This is a genomic window from Helcococcus massiliensis (assembly GCF_900258485.1).
GTDB classification, from domain to species: Bacteria; Bacillota; Clostridia; order Tissierellales; family Peptoniphilaceae; genus Helcococcus; species Helcococcus massiliensis.
Genome location: NZ_OGVE01000001.1, coordinates 1 through 14,525 on the forward strand (window position 1 = coordinate 1; position 14,525 = coordinate 14,525).

General features: G+C 31.0%; 15 protein-coding genes. 12 read left to right on the forward strand and 3 right to left on the reverse strand.

Annotated features, from left to right (window positions below; translation table 11 throughout):
- The 12 genes from C4Q29_RS00005 to C4Q29_RS00060 form a co-directional block, all read left to right on the forward strand.
- A partial coding sequence (locus tag C4Q29_RS00005) for a Cna B-type domain-containing protein (RefSeq protein WP_159459164.1) occupies window positions 1-593 on the forward strand: 593 nt, incomplete at its 5' end.
- A gap of 142 nt (window positions 594-735) precedes the next feature.
- A complete protein-coding gene (gene rnr, locus C4Q29_RS00010) occupies window positions 736-2,658 on the forward strand; it encodes a ribonuclease R (RefSeq protein WP_103980794.1) in 1,923 nt (640 codons plus the stop codon).
- Window positions 2,651-3,103, forward strand: coding sequence for an SsrA-binding protein SmpB (gene smpB / locus C4Q29_RS00015; RefSeq protein ID WP_306456997.1), 453 nt, complete (start codon window positions 2,651-2,653; stop codon window positions 3,101-3,103). The genes rnr and smpB overlap by 8 nt, the downstream gene beginning before the upstream one ends.
- Entirely contained in the window at window positions 3,103-3,711 is a 609-nt protein-coding gene (locus C4Q29_RS00020) for a cyclodeaminase/cyclohydrolase family protein (RefSeq protein ID WP_103980796.1), read from the forward strand. Before smpB ends, C4Q29_RS00020 begins: the two co-directional genes overlap by 1 nt.
- Window positions 3,712-3,723: 12 nt before the next feature.
- Window positions 3,724-4,560, forward strand: a complete 837-nt coding sequence (locus C4Q29_RS00025; RefSeq protein ID WP_200813091.1) for a DegV family protein — start codon at window positions 3,724-3,726, stop codon at window positions 4,558-4,560.
- 79 nt (window positions 4,561-4,639) lie between these two features.
- On the forward strand, window positions 4,640-5,407 hold the full coding sequence (locus C4Q29_RS00030) for a YwaF family protein (protein WP_103980797.1): 768 nt from the start codon (window positions 4,640-4,642) through the stop codon (window positions 5,405-5,407).
- Window positions 5,379-6,014, forward strand: a complete 636-nt coding sequence (locus tag C4Q29_RS00035; RefSeq protein WP_159459165.1) for a phosphatase PAP2 family protein — start codon at window positions 5,379-5,381, stop codon at window positions 6,012-6,014. Before C4Q29_RS00030 ends, C4Q29_RS00035 begins: the two co-directional genes overlap by 29 nt.
- A gap of 126 nt (window positions 6,015-6,140) precedes the next feature.
- Window positions 6,141-6,665, forward strand: a complete 525-nt coding sequence (locus tag C4Q29_RS00040) for a DUF1836 domain-containing protein (protein ID WP_159459166.1) — start codon at window positions 6,141-6,143, stop codon at window positions 6,663-6,665.
- Entirely contained in the window at window positions 6,658-7,509 is an 852-nt protein-coding gene (locus tag C4Q29_RS00045; RefSeq protein WP_103980800.1) for a DegV family protein, read from the forward strand. The genes C4Q29_RS00040 and C4Q29_RS00045 overlap by 8 nt, the downstream gene beginning before the upstream one ends.
- A gap of 51 nt (window positions 7,510-7,560) precedes the next feature.
- Window positions 7,561-8,805 carry a peptidase T gene (pepT, locus tag C4Q29_RS00050; protein ID WP_103980801.1) on the forward strand — a complete coding sequence of 415 codons (1,245 nt, stop codon included), beginning with the start codon at window positions 7,561-7,563 and terminating at the stop codon, window positions 8,803-8,805.
- A 125-nt stretch (window positions 8,806-8,930) separates the two neighbouring features.
- A complete protein-coding gene (locus tag C4Q29_RS00055) occupies window positions 8,931-9,602 on the forward strand; it encodes an N-acetylmannosamine-6-phosphate 2-epimerase (RefSeq protein ID WP_103980802.1) in 672 nt (223 codons plus the stop codon).
- A gap of 17 nt (window positions 9,603-9,619) precedes the next feature.
- Window positions 9,620-11,116: a PTS transporter subunit EIIC gene (locus tag C4Q29_RS00060; protein ID WP_103980803.1), complete on the forward strand. Its 1,497-nt coding sequence runs from the start codon at window positions 9,620-9,622 to the stop codon at window positions 11,114-11,116.
- 53 nt (window positions 11,117-11,169) lie between these two features.
- On the opposite strand, the gene C4Q29_RS00065 is transcribed toward C4Q29_RS00060, so the two are convergent.
- The 3 genes from C4Q29_RS00065 to C4Q29_RS00075 form a co-directional block, all read right to left on the reverse strand.
- A complete protein-coding gene (locus C4Q29_RS00065; protein WP_103980804.1) occupies window positions 11,170-13,014 on the reverse strand; it encodes an NAD(+) synthase in 1,845 nt (614 codons plus the stop codon).
- 113 nt (window positions 13,015-13,127) lie between these two features.
- On the reverse strand, window positions 13,128-13,958 hold the full coding sequence (locus C4Q29_RS00070; protein ID WP_103980805.1) for a DegV family protein: 831 nt from the start codon (window positions 13,956-13,958) through the stop codon (window positions 13,128-13,130).
- 2 nt (window positions 13,959-13,960) lie between these two features.
- Window positions 13,961-14,407, reverse strand: coding sequence for a MarR family winged helix-turn-helix transcriptional regulator (locus C4Q29_RS00075; protein WP_103980806.1), 447 nt, complete (start codon window positions 14,405-14,407; stop codon window positions 13,961-13,963).
- Window positions 14,408-14,525 lie beyond the last annotated feature (118 nt).

The window sequence follows — 14,525 nt, forward strand, 5'->3', positions numbered from 1 at the left end:
CTAGAAAAGAAGTAAAAGCTGATGAAAATGGAGATTGGTCATATAGCTTTGAAAAGCTAGCTAAGTATGAAAATGGTGAAGAAGTATTCTACACCGTTTCAGAAGAAAAGGTTGAAGGCTATGTAAGTCAAGTAAATGGTTATGATATAACCAACACCTACAAACCAGGAAAGACAAGCATAAATGTTGTAAAACACTGGAACGATAAAAATAACCAAGATAAGCTAAGACCAACAAGTATAAGCATAGTACTTCTAGCAGATAGTAAAGAAACTGATCAAAAATTAGTATTGAACAAAGAAAATAATTGGTCAGGACAATTTGCAAACCTTGATGAATACAAGGATGGTAAGAAGATTGTCTACACCATTAGAGAAGAAAAAGTAGAAGGCTACACAAGTGAAATTACTGGTAACCAAGCTGACGGTTATGTGGTAACAAATACACATAAACCAACAACTCCACCAACACCAGAAATGCCACCAAAAACACCAAAGACAGGTGATGATACAAATATCGCTTTATATGCGGGTGTTGGTTTAGTTGGACTAATAGTATTATTATTTATTAGTTACAAAAAAAGAAATAAATAGTTAATTTTAAAAAAGGACTTTTATGAAATATAAAAGTTCTTTTTTATTTTAATAATTTTATTGAAAAACAATTAAACACACAAATTTTCCCATTCTCCTCCAATAATGGTATAATTTTATTATGAGTAAAAAAGGAAAAGATATGAAAGATTTAATAGGAAAATTAGATATAAATAAAAAGGGCTTTGGCTTTGTCATACCAGATGATGAAAATGAACAAGATATTTTTATTGCTAAAGATGATTTAAATAGAGCTTTAGATAATGACAGAGTTAAGGTTAAGATAACTAAAGAAGCGGGAGATGGAAATAGACCTGAAGGAAAAATTATAGAAATCATTTCTAGAAACCAAGACATATTAATCGGTGAATTCCAAAAGGTTAAGAAGTATGGATTTGTTATATTGGATGATAGCAATGCCAGATATGATATTTTTATACCCCAAGAGAATATAAATGGGGCTAAAAATAGAGACAAAGTTATAGTAAAAATAGTTGACTTCAAGAAAAAAGATAAAAATCCTACAGGAAAAATTGTTGAAGTATTAGGAAATATAAATGATACAGGTATAGAAATACTTTCTATTGCTAAAAAGTTTGACTTGCCTGATGAATTTTCTTATGAAACCTTAAACTATGCTAAGTCTTTACCAGATAAACCTAGCAAAAAAGAAATTTCTAAAAGGATTGATTTTAGGGATTTATTTACAGTTACCATAGATGGTGAGACAGCGAAAGACTTTGATGATGCTATTTCCATTGAAAAAAATGGTGAGGCTTATGACTTATATGTCCATATAGCGGATGTAGCCAATTATGTAACGGAAAATTCAGCTATCAACCAGGATGCCTATGAAAGAGGAAACTCGGTTTATCTATTGGATAGGGTTATACCTATGCTACCAGAAGAGTTATCAAATGGACTATGTTCATTAAATCCTGGTGTGGATAGGCTAACTGTAACAGTTAAAATGAAGATAGACAAAAAAGGTAAAGTTTTAGACTATGACTTTTATGAGTCTGTTATAAAGAGTGACTATAGGTTAATATACGATCAAGTGTCAGACTTATTAGAAGGAAAAAATAACATTTATAATGATGATATATTAGTAGAAAAACTTTACTTAATGAAAGACCTTCACCAAATTTTACAAGATAAACGTGAATTAAAAGGGGCTCTAGATTTTGACTTTAAGGAAACTATGATAGTTTTAAATAAAGTTGGTCGTCCAATTGATATAAGAGAAGTTGAAAGACGTGTTGCTAACATGATTATTGAGTCATTTATGATAGTGACCAATGAAGTTGTTGGGGGTCATTTTGCCAATATAAATGTTCCATTCTTATATAGAATCCATGAGGCGCCAAAGGAAGAAAAGGTTACTGAATTTAGAAATCTGATAGCTAAATTTGGACTTCAATTAAAGGGACAGGAACTTTATCCAAAAGACTTCCAAAATATATTGAAAGAAGTAGAAGATTCAAATCTATTCTATTTAATTTCTAATATAATGCTAAGGACAATGACCAAGGCTGAATATAGGAGAGAAGCTGATATCCACTTTGGTTTAGCGACAGAAAATTATTCACACTTTACAGCTCCGATTAGAAGATATAGTGATCTTGTAGTTCATAGGATCTTGAAGGCTAGCCTTCACAACAATTACAAAGAAGCTAAAAGAAATTATTTGAAAAAACTTGATAAGATTGCCGAACATGTATCTGAGACAGAAAGAAAGGCTGAAGAGGCTGAAAGAGATGTAGAAGACTTGAAAAAAGCAGAATACATGTATGAAAGAATTGGCAATGAATATGATGGTATAATATCATCAGTTACCAGCTTTGGTATTTTTATAGAGTTAGAAAATACTATAGAAGGTATGGTTCATTTTAGAAATCTAAATGACGACTATTATGAATTTGATGAAGAAAACTATGTAATTGTTGGTCAAAATACAGGAAAAACCTATACTTTAGGTCAAAAAGTAAGAATAAAAGTAGATAATGTAAATGTCAATTTAAGAGAAATAGATTTTTCAATTATAAGTGATGGTGAAAATGAGTAAAATATTAGCAAGAAACAAAAGGGCCAAGCATGATTATTTTATAGAAGAATATTTTGAAGCGGGCTTAGTTTTAGAAGGAAATGAAGTTAAAAGCATAAAAGCTGGTAAGGTTTCTATAAAAGAGGCCTATTGCCAAATTAGAAATGGTGAAGCATTCATAATAGGTATGCATGTCACACCTTATACTCAAGCTAATAACTTTATAAACCTTGATCCTATAAGAACTAGAAAATTATTGCTTAATAAAAAAGAAATTAAAAAGATAGGATCAAAAACTGTAGAAAAAGGATGGGCTCTTTTACCTTTAGAAATTAAAGAAAAGAATGGTTTGATAAAGATTGATATAGGCCTTGGAAAAGGTAAGAAGCTTTATGATAAAAGAAAAGACTTAAAGGAAAAAGATGCGAAGAGAAGCATTGAAAGGACCATGAAGGAGAGGTATTAATGGAAATTAATAATTATCTAGATCTTTTGAGCGAAAGTAATGCAAAGGCTGGTGGAGGATCTGCATCTGCTTTTGCAGGAGCTATGGCAACTTCCTTGATATTAAAAGCTTACAACATGATTAAAAAAAGAGATCCAGAATTAGATGATAAGTTACAAGAACATTATGAACAAGATTTATTAAGATTAAGAGAATATTATAAGGAAATGATAATTACTGATGGTAAGCTTTTTGAAAAAGTTTTAGAAGCCTATTCTTTACCAAAGGAAACTAATGGGGATAGTATATATAGGAAGCAAAGGGTAGAAGAGGCTTATAAAGATGCCTTTGATTCACCATATAATATGATGATCCATGCAGTAAAACTATATGACTATATATTCACTATTAAGGATTTTTCAGATAGGATGTCTGATTCAGAACTTTTAATAGCACAAACTCTTATTGATGCTTGCTATAATTCATCTAGGGTAAATATGGCATTAAATAAGAAATATATTACTGATAAAGACTTTTTAGACAAGAAAAAACACAATATATTAAAAATAGAACAAAGTTACGTATATAAGAGGAAAAAGTTTTTCGTTTTATTTTTATCTAGAGATTAGTTAGGAGAAGATATGATACAAATAGTTACAGATTCTGCCTCAGATATCACTCAAGATGAAGCTAGAGAATTGAATATTCATGTAGTACCTTTGAAGATAGAATTTTCAGACGGTGAAGTACCTAATAATTCATTGGAAGACTATCAAAAGTTTTTTAAAAAGCTAGAAGAATCTAAAGATCTTCCAAAAACTTCTAGTCCAAGCCCAGCTTTATATTTAGATATATATACAAAGGCTGAAGAGGATAATAACCAGGTAATAGTTATTTCTCTTTCAAGTGGTTTAAGTGGGACTTATGAATCATCATTATTAGCTAAAAATATGATAGACTATGATGATATTTATGTGATTGATTCTTGCCAGGCTATACCTGCTCAAAGGCTATTGGTTGAACATGCAGTTAAGATGAGGGACCAAGGCCATAGTGCAGAAGAGATTGTAAATGAAATTGAGACTTTAAAACATAAGGTGTCTGTATCTGGTTTGTTAGATACGCTTACTTATCTTGCGAAAGGTGGTAGGATACCTAAATCAATTGAATTGTTAGGAAATGCCTTATCTATAAAACCAAGTATAATTTTAGAAGATAAGATTTTACAATCATTAAAATTATCAAGGGGTAGAAAATCAGGTAAAAAAGCCTTGTGGAAGAATTTTGAAAAAGACTTTGATCCATCATATCCGGTTATTTTCGCCTATACTTCAAATGAAGAATTGGGAAAAGAATTTATGGAAGAAACTAAGGAAAAATATGGATTAACAGATACTAAACTAGTAGCTATAGGTGGTGTTATTGGCACCCATGTTGGAGGAAATGGTATCTCTATAGCTTATGTAAAGAAAGATTAAATAATATTATAGATTTTAGTAATTTTGTAATAAATATGTGTTAAAATATGAAAGACATAAAATTACAAGAGGAGTTGAAATGGAGTTTTTTAAGACTTTTTTTAGGGGAAGCGAAGATGCTTTTGTATTCCCTAAGTATGGAAAGGTTCACCTACTTATGCTAGCAATATTTTTTGTAGGTATATATTTTATTTACAAAGGATATTTTGGCCTTAAAGATGAAAAAAAGAATAAGAAATTTATGAATACAATGTTGGCTATTTTATTTATAGACCAAATCGTGCTATATAGTTGGCAAATCGGATCTGGATATTTCAATTGGGCTATGAGTTTACCTTTGTACCATTGCAGGATATGTGTATGGTTTTTAATCATCGGCATATATTTTGATAGACCCGTGGTTAAGACGCTTGGTTTATATTGGGGCATACTAGGATCACTATTAGCAATGTTACTACCTGATTTATATAAGTTTTCATTCCCACACTATACAAATGTTCAATTTTTCATTGTCCACATATTGATGGGTTGGGTAATAAGTGATTTAATATTTAGGAAGAAATATATACCAGGTAAAAATGAAAATGTAAAAGCTTTGATTTTTACAAATTTCTTTAATTTAGGTCTAATAATCTTTAATTTATCTATGAGAAAGTATTGGCCAAATGTGAATTATGGATATATGCTTGAACTACCAATCGAACAAAACCTTATACCTAGTTCAGCCACACCAGTAATCATGTTTTTAATGTTTAATTTTGTTATGCTTGTATTTGCGGGCGTAAGTGTACTTGCAAGTAATAAAAGGAAAAATGCTTATGAAGAAATTGACTGCTTATCTGAATAAAAACAAAGAATTATTATATGTTTTAATCTTTGCAGCCTTTTCTGCAATAACTTTTGAATTATTCAACAAACCATTCGGTACTGTTACAAATATAAAAATAGATTTTGATGATAAGATTCCATTTATAAAGGAATTAATACTTGTATATCATACTTTTATGCCTTTACTTATCTATACAGGATTTATTCTTTATAATGACAATAAAGAAAACTATAGAAAATATGTAGCAGCCTTATTTTTATCACAAATAACAGCTTATATAGTATATATGCTATTTCAAACTGAGGTGCCAAGATATGACACTAATCTACTAGGAGATGATATTTTCTCAAGATTGGTGAAGCTTACCTATATGGTAGATAACAACTATTCAGGAGCGCCATCCTTACATGTTTGCCATACGCTTTTAGCATCCATATATTTGTATAAGAGTGGCATCGAGAGAAAATATGTAATCCCATTGATCTTATATCTAATGCTAGTTGGAGCAACTACAGTTTTAGTAAAACAACATGTAGTTTTAGACATACCAGCAGGGATAGTCCACGCTGTAGTAAATTGCTTGATAATAGGATTGATATTTAGGAATAGAAGTAAATCAGAATAGAATTATTTTAGATTGTTTACACTTTTGTAAGCAATCTTTTTTATTTTAAAGCATTTTATTGACTGTAAAAGTCATATTTGATATTATCTTGTTATGATAACCAGATAATAAAAAAGTGAGGATATTTTGAAAAATATTAAAGACTTTAAATGTCCCTCATGGGAAGATTTACCAAATGAGGGGCTTCGATCTAAGCAAGTGATTGAGTATATTGAATCAGCTCTTAGTCCCATAGTTATAGAAGGACCTATAATAACAGCAACCATGATTCAAAATTATAGGAAATGGGGAGTTATAGATAGAAAACCTGGTCGTATGTACTATAGGGATGATATTGCAAGGTTAATAGTTATATCTATTTATAAGCAAATATTGACTATAGATGAAATAAAAAAAGGAACAGACTTAAGCCTTAAGCAGCAATCTCTTGAAAAATCATACAATAGCTTTGCTAGTGTTTTGACCGATGCTATCAGTTATATAAATAAGGCTTTTGATAATGAAGGAAATCTAACCATAAAAGAAGAAAAGTTTAACTATAAAGAAGTAGGGCTATCAGTATTAGCCTTTGCCTATGCTGCAAGACTACTAGGAACCATAATTATAAAACAAAATGGTATTAAAAATTTAAGGAGTATTTTATATGAGTAAAATTGCAATTTTTGGAGATACAGCCCAAGATTTAACTATAGAATTAGCTAAAGAACATGGTATTGAATTAATACCATATAAGTTAGAAATAGATGGAAAAAGTTATATAGATCAAGTAGAAATTCAATCAAGAGAGTTTTATGAAGGAATGCCTACTTACAAGGACCTTAAAACTGGGACACCAGGACTCCAAGAAGTCATAGAAGTTTTGGATAGACTAAAAGAAGAGGGGTGTACCGATGCTATAATGATAACTTGTTCAAGTAAGTTAACAGGTATGTACAATGTATATAATTCTGTAAAACATATGTATGAAGGTATTAACCTACACCTAGTAGAAACTGACCAAATAGCCTCAAGTACTGCCTTGGTTACTATCTATGCAGCCAAATTGAGAGATGAAGGCTACCAAGTGGATGAGATTTTAGAAAGAATAAATAAGATTTTAGACAAGGTTAATATTTTTGCCTTATTTAGAACCCTAACCTATGTAGCTAGGGGAGGAAGATTTAATAAGTACAAAGGTATGTTAGGAAACTTACTAAATATTCAACCTCTGCTTACACCTATAGATGGTGAGGTGGGTATTGTTTCAAGACCTAGAGGTAAAAAGAAGAGTCAAAATGCCTTAGTAGAAGCAGTTAAAGACTATATTGGTGATAGTAAAGACTACTGGTTATCTATCTTTTCAGCCGATAATGACAAGGAAATGTCTGAAATAAGAGAAAAGTTAAAGGATGAATTTGATAAGGCTAAGTTCGTTTTAGAAAGTGAACTTACACCTATGCTTGGCGTACATTCAGGACCTGAAGCTGTTGGGGTAGCTATATTAAAATTTGATTAATGTCTTAATTTGTTACATAATATATTGTTAGTAATAAAGTAAGGAGTTAATATGAATAATGAATTTAAATCTGTTACAGATAGATTTTTAAGATATGTAAAAGTAGATACCCAATCTGATGAAGCATCTGAAACATTTCCAAGTACAGAAAAGCAAAAAGACTTGGCCAGACTTTTATTGGAAGAATTAAAAGATTTAGGAATAAAAGCTGAGATGGATGAAGAAAATTGCTACGTATATGGCTGGATTGAATCAACTATTCCTAATGAAAATGATAAAAGAAATAAATATACTTTAGCATTTGCATCCCACATGGATACATCACCAGCTGCATCTGGTACAATTGTAAATCCACAAATAGTTGAAAATTACCAAGGACAAGTTATAGATTTAGGAAATGGACTAAAATTAGATCCTAAAGAATTTACTTCTCTAAATATGTTTATAGGGCAAGATTTGATTACTACAGATGGTAAGACCTTGCTAGGAGCTGATGACAAGGCTGGAGTAGCTGAAATAATGACAATGGCAACTTACCTTGTAAATAATCCTCAAGTAGAACATGGGCCAATTGCTATTTGTTTTACACCTGATGAAGAAATAGGGGCTGGAGTTGCAAGGATAGACTTAGAAAGATTAGGAGCAGACTTTGCCTATACTGTTGATGGAGGAGAACTAGGGGAGTTACAATACGAAAACTTCAATGCTGCCAGCGCTAAAATCCAAATAAGGGGTAAAAGTGTCCACCCAGGTTCTGCCAAAGGACTTATGGTAAATGCTGCAGATATAGCGGTAGAATTTGCTGATTCTTTACCAAAAGATCAAGTACCTCAAAAAACTGAAGGCTATGAAGGATTCTTTTCTCTACAAGGTATATCCGGAGACGTATCAAATGCTAGTCTATCCTATATCATAAGAGACCATGATATGGATAAATTTGTTGAAAAGAAAAATCTAATGGCTAAAATAACAGAAGAATTAAATGAAAAATATGGTCAAGGGACAGTAAGTCTTGAATTAAAAGATTCATATTTCAATATGAAAGAAAAAATAAAAGACCACATGTTTTTAATTGAAAAAGCAAAAGAAGCCATGGAAAACTTAGACATAGAACCACTTATAGCGCCAATAAGAGGTGGTACAGATGGTGCCCAATTATCATATATGGGACTTCCAACTCCAAATATTTGTGCTGGCGGGATAAATTTCCACGGAGAATATGAGTATGTAAGTATCCAATCAATGGAAAAGATAAGTGAACTCTTGGTTGAAATTGCAGTTAATATATTTAAATAGTGTAATATCATAGATTAAAAAAATCGGAAAATTAGTATATTCTGGTTTTTTTTATATTAAAATTTATAATTATAAAATATTCAATGATTGAAAAAATATAATATAATTAATAGGAAGGAGGAAATATGGTTTTAGATAAATTAAAAGGTAAACTCATTGTTTCTTGTCAAGCATTGGAAGATGAGCCGCTTCATTCAAGTTTTATTATGGGAAGAATGGCTTTAGCTGCAAAAGAAGGTGGAGCTTCAGCTATCAGAGCTCAATCATATGATGATATTGTTGAAATTAAAAAGAATGTGGACTTACCAATTATAGGTATTGTTAAAAGGAATTATTCAGATAGTGAAGTCTACATCACACCTACAAGAAAAGAGGTTGAAGAACTATTAAACAGCAAGTGTGAAATCATTGCTTTAGATGCTACTGACCGAAAGAGACCAAATGACGAAAAAATTGAAGATTTAGTAAAGCTAATACACGATAATGGTGTTTTGGCTATGGCTGATTGTTCAACTGTTGAAGAATGTATACAAGCTGAAAAAATAGGCTTTGATATCATTTCAACTACCTTGTTTGGCTATACAGGCTATAGTAGAAACTTTGACGGACCAGACTTTGAATCTATTGAAAAGATTCTTGAATCTACACAAACACCACTAATTGCTGAAGGAAAAATTAATACACCTGAAGATTTAAGAAAAGTTTATGAGTGTGGAGTTTTTAGTGCAGTAGTAGGTTCAGCAATTACAAGACCTCAATTAATTACTAAAAAATTTGTTGATGTTTTAGATAAATAAAATATAAAGGAGAAAATATGTTTAAATATTTACAAAAAATAGGTAAATCTTTTATGCTGCCTATAGCACTTTTACCGGCTGCTGGTTTGCTATTAGGTATTGGTGGGGCTTTTTCATCGGAAGCAACCATCCAAGCATATCCATTTTTAGGTAATGATGTGCTACAAGCCATATTTAAGGTAATGGCCGGTGCAGGAAATGTAGTTTTTGCAAATCTAGCCCTATTATTATGTATAGGTATAATGGTTGGATTAGCTAATAGAGAAAAGGGTGTTGCAGCCTTAGCTGGTGCAGTAGGATTCTTAGTAATGAACGCTACAATAAGTACCCTATTATCAATTTTCAATCCAGAAGGACAAGCAATTGATACTGGTGTTGTTGGTGCTTTAGTTATTGGTTTGATAGCAGTTTATTTGCATAACAAATATTACAATATACAATTACCACAAGTATTAGGTTTCTTTGGTGGTTCAAGATTTGTACCGATTGTTACTTCATTTATTGCAATTTTAGTAGGTATATTTTTTTATCTAGTATGGCCACCATTCCAACAATTACTTATAAAAGCAGGTATGTCTATAGCTAAATTGGGACCTATTGGTACATTTTTCTATGGATTCTTGATGAGATTATCAGGAGCTGTTGGTCTTCATCATATGATCTATCCAATGTTTTGGTATACAGAATTAGGTGGGGTAGAAATGGTTGCAGGTACACAAGTTGTTGGTGCTCAAAAAATATTCTTTGCCCAATTAGCTGATCCAAACCATGTTGGATTATTTACAGAAGGAACAAGATTCTTTGCAGGAAGATTCTCTACAATGATGTTTGGTTTACCAGCGGCTGCCTTGGCGATGTATCATACAGCTAAACCTGAAAATAAAAAGAAATTGGCAGGTTTATTCTTAGGTGTTGCTTTAACATCTTTTATAACTGGTATTACAGAACCTCTTGAATATATGTTCTTATTTGTTCAACCATTGTTATATGTATACCACGCATTCTTAGATGGTTTATCATTCTTGGTTGCTGACCTATTAAATATTAGTATAGGTAATACTTTCTCAGGAGGGGTAATAGACTTTACCTTATTTGGTATTCTTCAAGGAAACGCAAAAACAAATTGGATTTTACAAATTCCAGTTGGTCTAATCTGGGCATGTATCTACTACTTCTCATTTAGATTCTTGATTACTAAATTTAATATTTTAACGCCAGGTAGAGGTGAAGAAGAGGTTGAAGATGTAAAGGTTGAAACAAAATCATCCTTGCATGATGATGCTGAAACTATAATAAAAGCTTTAGGTGGTAGTCAAAACATTCAAGATGTAGACGCATGTATTACTAGGTTAAGAGTAAACTTAATAGATCCTTCAAAAGTAGACAAGCAAAGTTTAATGAATCTAGGAGCAACTGGTGTGCTAGATGTTCCTGGTGGAGTACAAGCTATATATGGAGCCAAGGCTGTTATATATAAAAATGAAATTAATAGCATACTTGGTTTAGATGATTAAAAATACAAAAGAAAAAGGTATCAAGTCTAATTAGGCTTGATACCTTTTTGTATCTATAAATTACTTAAAAGAGCATCTATGTCAATATCTGAAGGCATTAAAAATCCAAATTTAGGATTTAATGAATAATCTAATATTTGTGGACCGTCAACAGCGACATTTCTCTTAAATTGTTGGCTAGTAAATCTTCTTAAAAAGAATTTTAACCATTTCAATATAGTTTCTTTATCGTATTTATCTTCAAAAGCATTGATTGTCATGTGATAAATATCTTCTATCTTAGAATTGTTTCTAATTAAGTGATAGATGAAAAAGTCATGTAATTCATATGGGCCAACTGTATTTTCAGTTTCTTGTTTGATAGTTCCATCTTCATTGGTTGGTAGAAGTTCTGGTGATACAGGTGTGTCTATGATATCAGTTAAAACTTCACTTATCCTAGCGTTGTCAGAATGATCTTTTACATATCTAACAACTTCTCTAAGTAAGGTTTTAGGTAGGCCTGAGTTTACATTGTACATAGACATGTGGTCTGCATTATAGGTTGACCAACCTAGGGCTATTTCTGACATATTACCAGTACCTAAAACAATTCCGCCCTCTTTATTTGAAAGGTCCATTAGTATTTGTGTTCTTTCTCTAGCTTGAGCATTTTCAAAAGTCACTGATAGGTCACTTGGATCATGGTTGATATCTTCAAAATGTTGTAGCACAGATTTTTTTATATTTATGGTTAATATATTTGTACCGGCTTCTTTGGCTAGGTCTAGGGCATTATTTTTTGTTCTATCACTGGTGCCTAAGCCTGGCATAGTTACTGCATAAATATTTTTTCTATCCATATCTAACTTATCCAATGCCTTGCAAGCAACTATAAAAGCAAGAGTTGAATCAAGTCCACCTGATAGACCTAAAAATATTTTATTATCAGGTATTTGTTTTAACCTTCTAGCTAAGGCGTGGACTTGGATATCTAAAATATTTTTCATTATTTGTTGGTTGTTTCTTATATCATTTAAATATGGATGAATGCTTAACTTTCTCTTTAATTGATAATTATTTTGTGTAAATTCGATATCGCTTATATAAATATGGCTATTTGTTTTATTGCCTATAAATGAATTTGTTTCATCTAAGTTTATATCGTTATAGATAAGTCCATTATTGAATGAATCACTTGATTCTATGCAAGTTCCACTTTCTATAATATATTTTTCCCCAGTAAATACTGAGTCTGAGCTAGATTCATTTGATGATGGTCCAGCATAGACCAGGGTTGTTGAGGTCATTTTAGAAATATTTGTTAAGTCATTTTCTAAAGAGCTCATTTTTTTATAGTCTGTAGCCTTTGATCCTAGAACTGCAAGTATATTTGTGGATGAATCAATATTTGTATATTTAGAAAGTAGGTCCTCTTCAAAGACTATTTGTATATTTACATTATTTTTAGAGTCAGATAAGATTCCATCTACTAAAATAGGGAAGTCAACATTTTCTAAAATACCTTTTTCAAGTTTTGAGAAAAATAGGTCATTTGTTTTATAGCTTTTATTTTTATTTATAGACTGTAAAATAGATCCGTTTTTAATGGCAAGTCCTAGATTATAAGTCTGATTTCTATGTTTATATGATAAGCCTAAAACTATTAATGTATCTATATCTTTAGTAAATTTTAATAAATCTTTTAGGTATCTATCACTTGTAGATAAAATTTCATTTGAAGCTATCATTTGTCCAGCTGATACACCGGTAAAGGTAAGCTCTGGAAAAACTAAAAGATCAATATTCTTTTCCTTAGAAAATTCTATGCATTTTTTTATTTGTTTATAATTTTTATCTATATTTAAAATATTTGTTTCAATATTAGCAGCAGCTAATCTTATGAAGTTTCTATTCATAGTAATTCCTTTCTTTTATATCTATATTATAATACATAATAGTCTTTTATATAAAAAAACTCTACAATAGTTTATGGTCTAAACTAAGGTAGAGCTTATAATTTCATATAATATTATTTTTTGAAATAGGCTATGGCTATAGCTCCAGGTCCTGCATGGGTACCAACAACACTTCCGATACTTATGTGGTCATAGCTTTCAGTCCATAAGTCTTTTGAAGATTCAAAGTAATTTACTAAGTTTTCATCTGACAAGCCAGTGTAACCAAATAAGAATGGTAAATCATAATTTATTTCAGAATTTTCACTTAACTCTTTATTAAATATGCTTATAGCTTTTTTATTTCCACGTGCCTTAGCTGGTACAGTGATTTCGCCAGCTTCAATAGATATAAGAGGCTTGATTTTCAATATTTCACCTGCAAAAGCTGCTGCCTTCGATAGTCTACCACCCCTTTGAAGGTACTCTAGAGTATCAAATATACCTAATATTCTTATTTTCTTTTTCTTTTCTTCTAATTCATCTATGATTTCGTCTAAGGCAAGACCTTGGTCGATTAATTCAATCGCATATTCTATTAATATACCTGAACCAAGTGCTACGGATTCAGAATTAACAATATGAATATTATCATAATCTTGGGCTGCTAATATAGCACTTTGATAGGTCCCTGAAAGATTAGCAGCTAAGGTAATAACTAAAGCTGAATCATTTTTGTCTATTTGGTCAAATACCTTTATAAAATTATCTGGACCAGCTTGACTAGTAGTAGGAGAAAGATCGGATGTTTGTAATTTTTTGTAAAAATCGTAATTGCTTATATTTACTCCATCTATGAATTCTTCATTTCCAAAATTTACTGTTAAAGGGACTATATAATCTATTTTCTTTTTGATAGTTTCTCTAATATCTGCAGTTGAGTCAATTATAAGTTTTATTGACATTCTTACCTCCTAAGATCCTTATATGCGGATTGTAAATTTTCATTTATTGATTCTAAAGCTTGGTAGAGTATAGATCTTATATCTACTGAAAGATTTTTGCTTGCTAGGTCAACATATTCATCACTTAGAGAAGTTACCTTTGAAGCTATTTTCTTTCCTTTATCTGTTAGATAAAAGATTCCACCATATTTATTTTTGTTTTTAGATTTTTTTACTAAGACACCCTTATCAACCAGGGCGTTAGTCATACGTGATACATCAGCCTTATCTCTTCCTAGCTTATCAGAAAGTTCAGTAGCACTTAAACCCTCAGGATTTTTATAAAGGCTAGTTAGATATAAGAGATGAGAACTCTTAAGTCCATAAGGACTTAGCTCAGTTTGAGCTATTTTTTGCCAGTATTTAATTATTTCATTTATTAGATAGGTAAATTCTTCAAATCTTCCCATAAAAACTCCTAATTGTTGACAAGTCAAAATCTATACTAAGTAATTATAGAATAATTGATAAATTTTTACAAATATTTGATTCCATATACCCTATAGGGGTATACTAAGATAAGGAGGT

Coding starts and splice junctions, on each gene's coding strand:
- rnr (WP_103980794.1), top strand. CDS start 736: ATGAAAGATTTAATAGGAAAATTAGATATAAATAAAAAGGGCTTTGGC.
- smpB (WP_306456997.1), top strand. CDS start 2,651: ATGAGTAAAATATTAGCAAGAAACAAAAGGGCCAAGCATGATTATTTT.
- C4Q29_RS00020 (WP_103980796.1), top strand. CDS start 3,103: ATGGAAATTAATAATTATCTAGATCTTTTGAGCGAAAGTAATGCAAAG.
- C4Q29_RS00025 (WP_200813091.1), top strand. CDS start 3,724: ATGATACAAATAGTTACAGATTCTGCCTCAGATATCACTCAAGATGAA.
- C4Q29_RS00030 (WP_103980797.1), top strand. CDS start 4,640: ATGGAGTTTTTTAAGACTTTTTTTAGGGGAAGCGAAGATGCTTTTGTA.
- C4Q29_RS00035 (WP_159459165.1), top strand. CDS start 5,379: ATGAAGAAATTGACTGCTTATCTGAATAAAAACAAAGAATTATTATAT.
- C4Q29_RS00045 (WP_103980800.1), top strand. CDS start 6,658: ATGAGTAAAATTGCAATTTTTGGAGATACAGCCCAAGATTTAACTATA.
- pepT (WP_103980801.1), top strand. CDS start 7,561: ATGAATAATGAATTTAAATCTGTTACAGATAGATTTTTAAGATATGTA.
- C4Q29_RS00055 (WP_103980802.1), top strand. CDS start 8,931: ATGGTTTTAGATAAATTAAAAGGTAAACTCATTGTTTCTTGTCAAGCA.
- C4Q29_RS00060 (WP_103980803.1), top strand. CDS start 9,620: ATGTTTAAATATTTACAAAAAATAGGTAAATCTTTTATGCTGCCTATA.
- C4Q29_RS00065 (WP_103980804.1), bottom strand. CDS start 13,014: ATGAATAGAAACTTCATAAGATTAGCTGCTGCTAATATTGAAACAAAT.
- C4Q29_RS00070 (WP_103980805.1), bottom strand. CDS start 13,958: ATGTCAATAAAACTTATAATTGACTCAACTGCAGATATTAGAGAAACT.
- C4Q29_RS00075 (WP_103980806.1), bottom strand. CDS start 14,407: ATGGGAAGATTTGAAGAATTTACCTATCTAATAAATGAAATAATTAAA.